At 71.8% G+C, this 3,288-nt stretch carries 6 protein-coding genes; 3 read left to right on the top strand and 3 right to left on the bottom strand.

Annotation, left to right across the window (positions count from 1 at the left end; translation table 11 throughout):
• Positions 1-68 precede the first annotated feature (68 nt).
• A complete protein-coding gene (locus L0H79_RS21670; protein ID WP_301486824.1) occupies positions 69-278 on the bottom strand; it encodes a hypothetical protein in 210 nt (69 codons plus the stop codon).
• 81 nt (positions 279-359) lie between these two features.
• Here L0H79_RS21670 and L0H79_RS21665 point away from each other — a divergent pair, with 81 nt between their 5' ends.
• Positions 360-776: a hypothetical protein gene (locus L0H79_RS21665; RefSeq protein WP_301486823.1), complete on the top strand. Its 417-nt coding sequence runs from the start codon at positions 360-362 to the stop codon at positions 774-776.
• Between the two features lie 125 nt (positions 777-901).
• Here the strand turns inward: L0H79_RS21665 and L0H79_RS21660 are convergent, their stop codons facing one another.
• Positions 902-2,158: a DUF2786 domain-containing protein gene (locus L0H79_RS21660; protein WP_301486821.1), complete on the bottom strand. Its 1,257-nt coding sequence runs from the start codon at positions 2,156-2,158 to the stop codon at positions 902-904.
• 296 nt (positions 2,159-2,454) lie between these two features.
• On the opposite strand from L0H79_RS21660, the gene L0H79_RS21655 reads away from it, so the two are divergent.
• The gene (locus L0H79_RS21655; RefSeq protein WP_301486820.1) at positions 2,455-2,745 is read left to right on the top strand and encodes a type II toxin-antitoxin system Phd/YefM family antitoxin; all 291 of its coding nucleotides are present in this window, start codon (positions 2,455-2,457) and stop codon (positions 2,743-2,745) included.
• Positions 2,742-3,017 carry a type II toxin-antitoxin system RelE/ParE family toxin gene (locus tag L0H79_RS21650; RefSeq protein ID WP_301486818.1) on the top strand — a complete coding sequence of 92 codons (276 nt, stop codon included), beginning with the start codon at positions 2,742-2,744 and terminating at the stop codon, positions 3,015-3,017. Before L0H79_RS21655 ends, L0H79_RS21650 begins: the two co-directional genes overlap by 4 nt.
• 5 nt (positions 3,018-3,022) lie before the next feature.
• Here L0H79_RS21650 and L0H79_RS21645 read toward each other — a convergent pair.
• Positions 3,023-3,288 (bottom strand): hypothetical protein (locus L0H79_RS21645; RefSeq protein WP_301486816.1); only part of this gene is annotated, 266 nt, incomplete at its 5' end.

The following is a 3,288-nucleotide window of genomic DNA, read 5'->3' as shown; positions in this document are numbered from 1 at the left end:
CGGCCCGCCCAAAGCGCCACCCACAATCGGACCCCGGCGGGAAAGTGAGAGGCGGAGTGCGGCGAGGCTCACCCGTTGGCAGGCTCTCGCACGATGCGGCTGCGCCCGCCGGTCGGGGCCGCCCCGAGGACCGCGAGAACGCCCATGACGGCGGACAGGCAGAGCAGGCTGGTGGCGAAGGCCGCTCCCGACCCTGACACTCCCGACCCGCCGGCACTGGGTCGGAAGTAGACCGGACCGATCAGCGCGACGCCGACGCAGTTGCCGACCTGCTGCACGGTCGACAGCGTGCCGGAGACGACGGCAGCGTCCTGCGGCGTGGCCCCGCGGCCGTCGTGACGGTGGTCTCGTGGTGTGTCATGAAACCGTTCTCCGGCCCGGCGTGGTGGGTGCAGACCTTCACGGAGCTGCACCGTCGGCTGCGCGGGTCGGGGGTGCCGCGAACCGGACCGGACGGCGTGCTCTTCCCGCTCGAGTTCTTCACGGACGGGAGGGCAGAGCTGGTGGCGTTCGTGCCGGTGCCGGAGGGGACGCCCAGCGCCGAGGTGATCGCCGGGGCGCGGCTCGCGACGACGACGTACGACGGGCCGTTCGTCGATCTCGACACCGCGTATGGCGCTCTCGGCGCGGCCGTGCTGGAGCAGGCGAAGAGCGGCGACGGGCCGGTGCGGGAGCGGTATCTACCACGCGGCGACGAGGAGGACCTGCTCGACCACACGACGGTCATCGGCTGGCCCGTCGCCACTACCCCGTCGACTGGTCGTCCGGTTCACTGAGCTGAGCCACAGCGCCCCAGACGAGCCTCGCTTGTCCGGCCAGCAGGCAGGAACGACCGCTGGGCACTCCACAGGGCGTGCTGCACGTCGCGCCGCTCGGGCGAGCGGATGTGAGAGCGGGCAGGTCAGGCTGACGCGATCTGCTCGCCGGTGCCGAGGTGGGCTCGGTCCGCCGCGGCGCGGCCCGAGTGCCAGCCCTCGGCATCGCGACCGACCCGCACGGCCCTGTTGCGCAGCTCGGGGAACCAGTCCTCGACCACCCGTTGGACGTCCTCGGCTCGGGCCGCGAGCAGCGGGACGAGCTCGCGCCCGCCGGTGCGACCTTCGGCCGTGGCGGCGTCGACCTCCTGGTCGGCCACCTGCTCGAGCCGCTCGCCGATGCGGGCCGCGTACGCCATGAGGAACGACTGCCGGAAGGACCTCGTCCGGCTCCGACCGTAGGCGTCCGTGCGGGAGCCGGCTGAGGTAACCGCCCGGGTGGCCTGCACGAGCAGGGACGTGAAGAGCACCTCGACGCTCTCGAGGTCGGACTCGAAGCCGACGACGGTGCCGAAGCCGAGCTCGCGGTTCCAGACGAGCTTGCACCTGTTGGCCGAGGCGACAGCGTCCAGCAGCATGGCCTTGGGACTGTCGTACGGGTTGTCGATGCCGATCCGGCGACCTTGCGGCGCATCCCCACCGCGGGAGCCTTCGCCGCTGGCGGCGAGCAGTGCGGCATCGATGCTGTGCCGCGCCATGAGCGCCTGCGCACCGGCCGTGAACGTCTCCGCCTCGGCCTCGAACGTCGTCGACTCGGCCTTGGCCAGCAGCTGGCGCACGCGGGACAGGATCCGCTCGTCGGCGGCGGGACGGTCCGCGTCGTCGGCGCTCGACGCTGCCGCTGCGGGGCGCGGCGGCACCACCGAGCCCGGCAGCGGCGTCAGGCATTCGAGCCGTGGCAGCGTCACGAGCAGGTGCAGCACGGCCAGCGTCCGGGTCAGCAGGGTCAGCCAGTCGAGCCCGCGCCCACGGTGCGCCTCGAGCAGGGTCTGCGAGGTGGCCCACCAGACGCCACCGCCGACCTCGTCGAGCTGCCCGAGCCAGCGCGGGTCGACCGTTGCAGCCGCATAGCGCTGCATCTCGAGACTCATGACGTCGACGACGAGCGCCTGCTCCGGGGTGGCGAGCACCTTCCCTGCGTAGCGATGGACGTCGGCCGGCTGCCACCCACGCTGCCATGCCTCGGTCGTCGCGTCGCTGAGCGCCGTGACGAGGTGGGTGACGGTGATCCGTCGACCGACCGGCATGGCGCAGACCTGGGCGAAGGCGACGGCTGCGTCGTCAGCCGCCGCCTGGTCGCCTCGCTGTAGGGCGATGAGCGCGTCACTCACGAGGTGTGGCACGAGAGCTGCCAAGGCGTCCGCGCCTCCCGTCGGTCGGCCACTCCCCGCGCCCGGCCCAGGACTCCACGCACCGAACGCGGCGCCCCGCCCACCGGGCCCGCTCCCGCTCGCGGCGCCTGACCCGTTCCGTCTCCTCCGACTGCCCTTGCCCATGACCCACCTTCCGACTGTCCTGTGCGGCCAGCCTGTCACGCCGACCGCTCACTTGCTCGCCTGCCACGCGGAGCTGTGGACAATCCCCGGTCCTTGGTGCGGGGGGGATGATGCATGCTGGTTGTCTGCCTATCCTTATGGCTATGAACGAGTACTCGCTGGCCGACGTGCGCAACCGGCTCTCGGAGCTTGTCGCGGACGTGCAGCGGACGCACGCGCGGGTGATCGTGACCAAGCACGGGCACCCCGCGGCGGTGCTGATCTCACCAGAGGATCTTGCCTCCATCGAGGAGACTCTCGACATCCTCTGCACTCCTGGGGCACTGGACGAGATCCGCGAAGCCGAGGCCGAGATCGCCCGCGGCGAGACGTTCGACGAGGCGGCGATCCGCGCCGACCACAGCGTCCGCTCCCGACCCGCCGACACCGCGTGAGCACCGCCCGCGTCCGAGTTGAGGTCACCGTCAGCGCCCGCCGTGGGGTCAACAGGATGCCGGAGAAGGCGGCTGCAGCCGTCGTCGAATTCTGCTTCGGCCCTTTGGCCGACAACCCCTACCGAGTCGGCAGACCACTCACCCGCGACCTGGCCGGCTATCACAGCGCTCGCCGAGGGGGCTATCGCGTCATCTACCGGATCGACGAGGCCGCCAACCGGGTGTACGCGGTCCGCATCGAACACCGCAGCGATGTCTACCGGCGACGCTGACCCAGTCATCCGAGTCTCTGCGTCGGGCTCCGTTGCATGCCCACGACATCCGGCCGCGCGCGGCCACTGACGAGGAGCAGCCACGGCGCGGTGCTGGCGATGGACATCGTGGCCTGCGGGATCGTCCCTGCCCCCGACGGCACGGTACGGTCCTGCCGGCCGTCGGTGCCGGCCCGCGGGAGCTCGCGCTCAGGATCGCGCCTCAGGCTCAGACGGTGGAGGGCTGACGTTCCCGTCCACGCCGGTGCGGCCCCTGACGACACCCGGGCCG

The organism is Intrasporangium sp., from assembly GCF_030452765.1.
In the GTDB taxonomy this organism is placed as follows: Bacteria; Actinomycetota; Actinomycetes; order Actinomycetales; family Dermatophilaceae; genus Intrasporangium_A.
The sequence above is the reverse complement of the archived record's forward strand: the minus strand, read 5'-3'. Positions and strand labels throughout refer to the sequence as shown.

Bases quoted from the DNA above. Each gene is read 5' to 3' on its own strand.
- L0H79_RS21665 (WP_301486823.1), top strand. From the start codon at position 360: ATGAAACCGTTCTCCGGCCCGGCGTGGTGGGTGCAGACCTTCACGGAG.
- L0H79_RS21655 (WP_301486820.1), top strand. From the start codon at position 2,455: ATGAACGAGTACTCGCTGGCCGACGTGCGCAACCGGCTCTCGGAGCTT.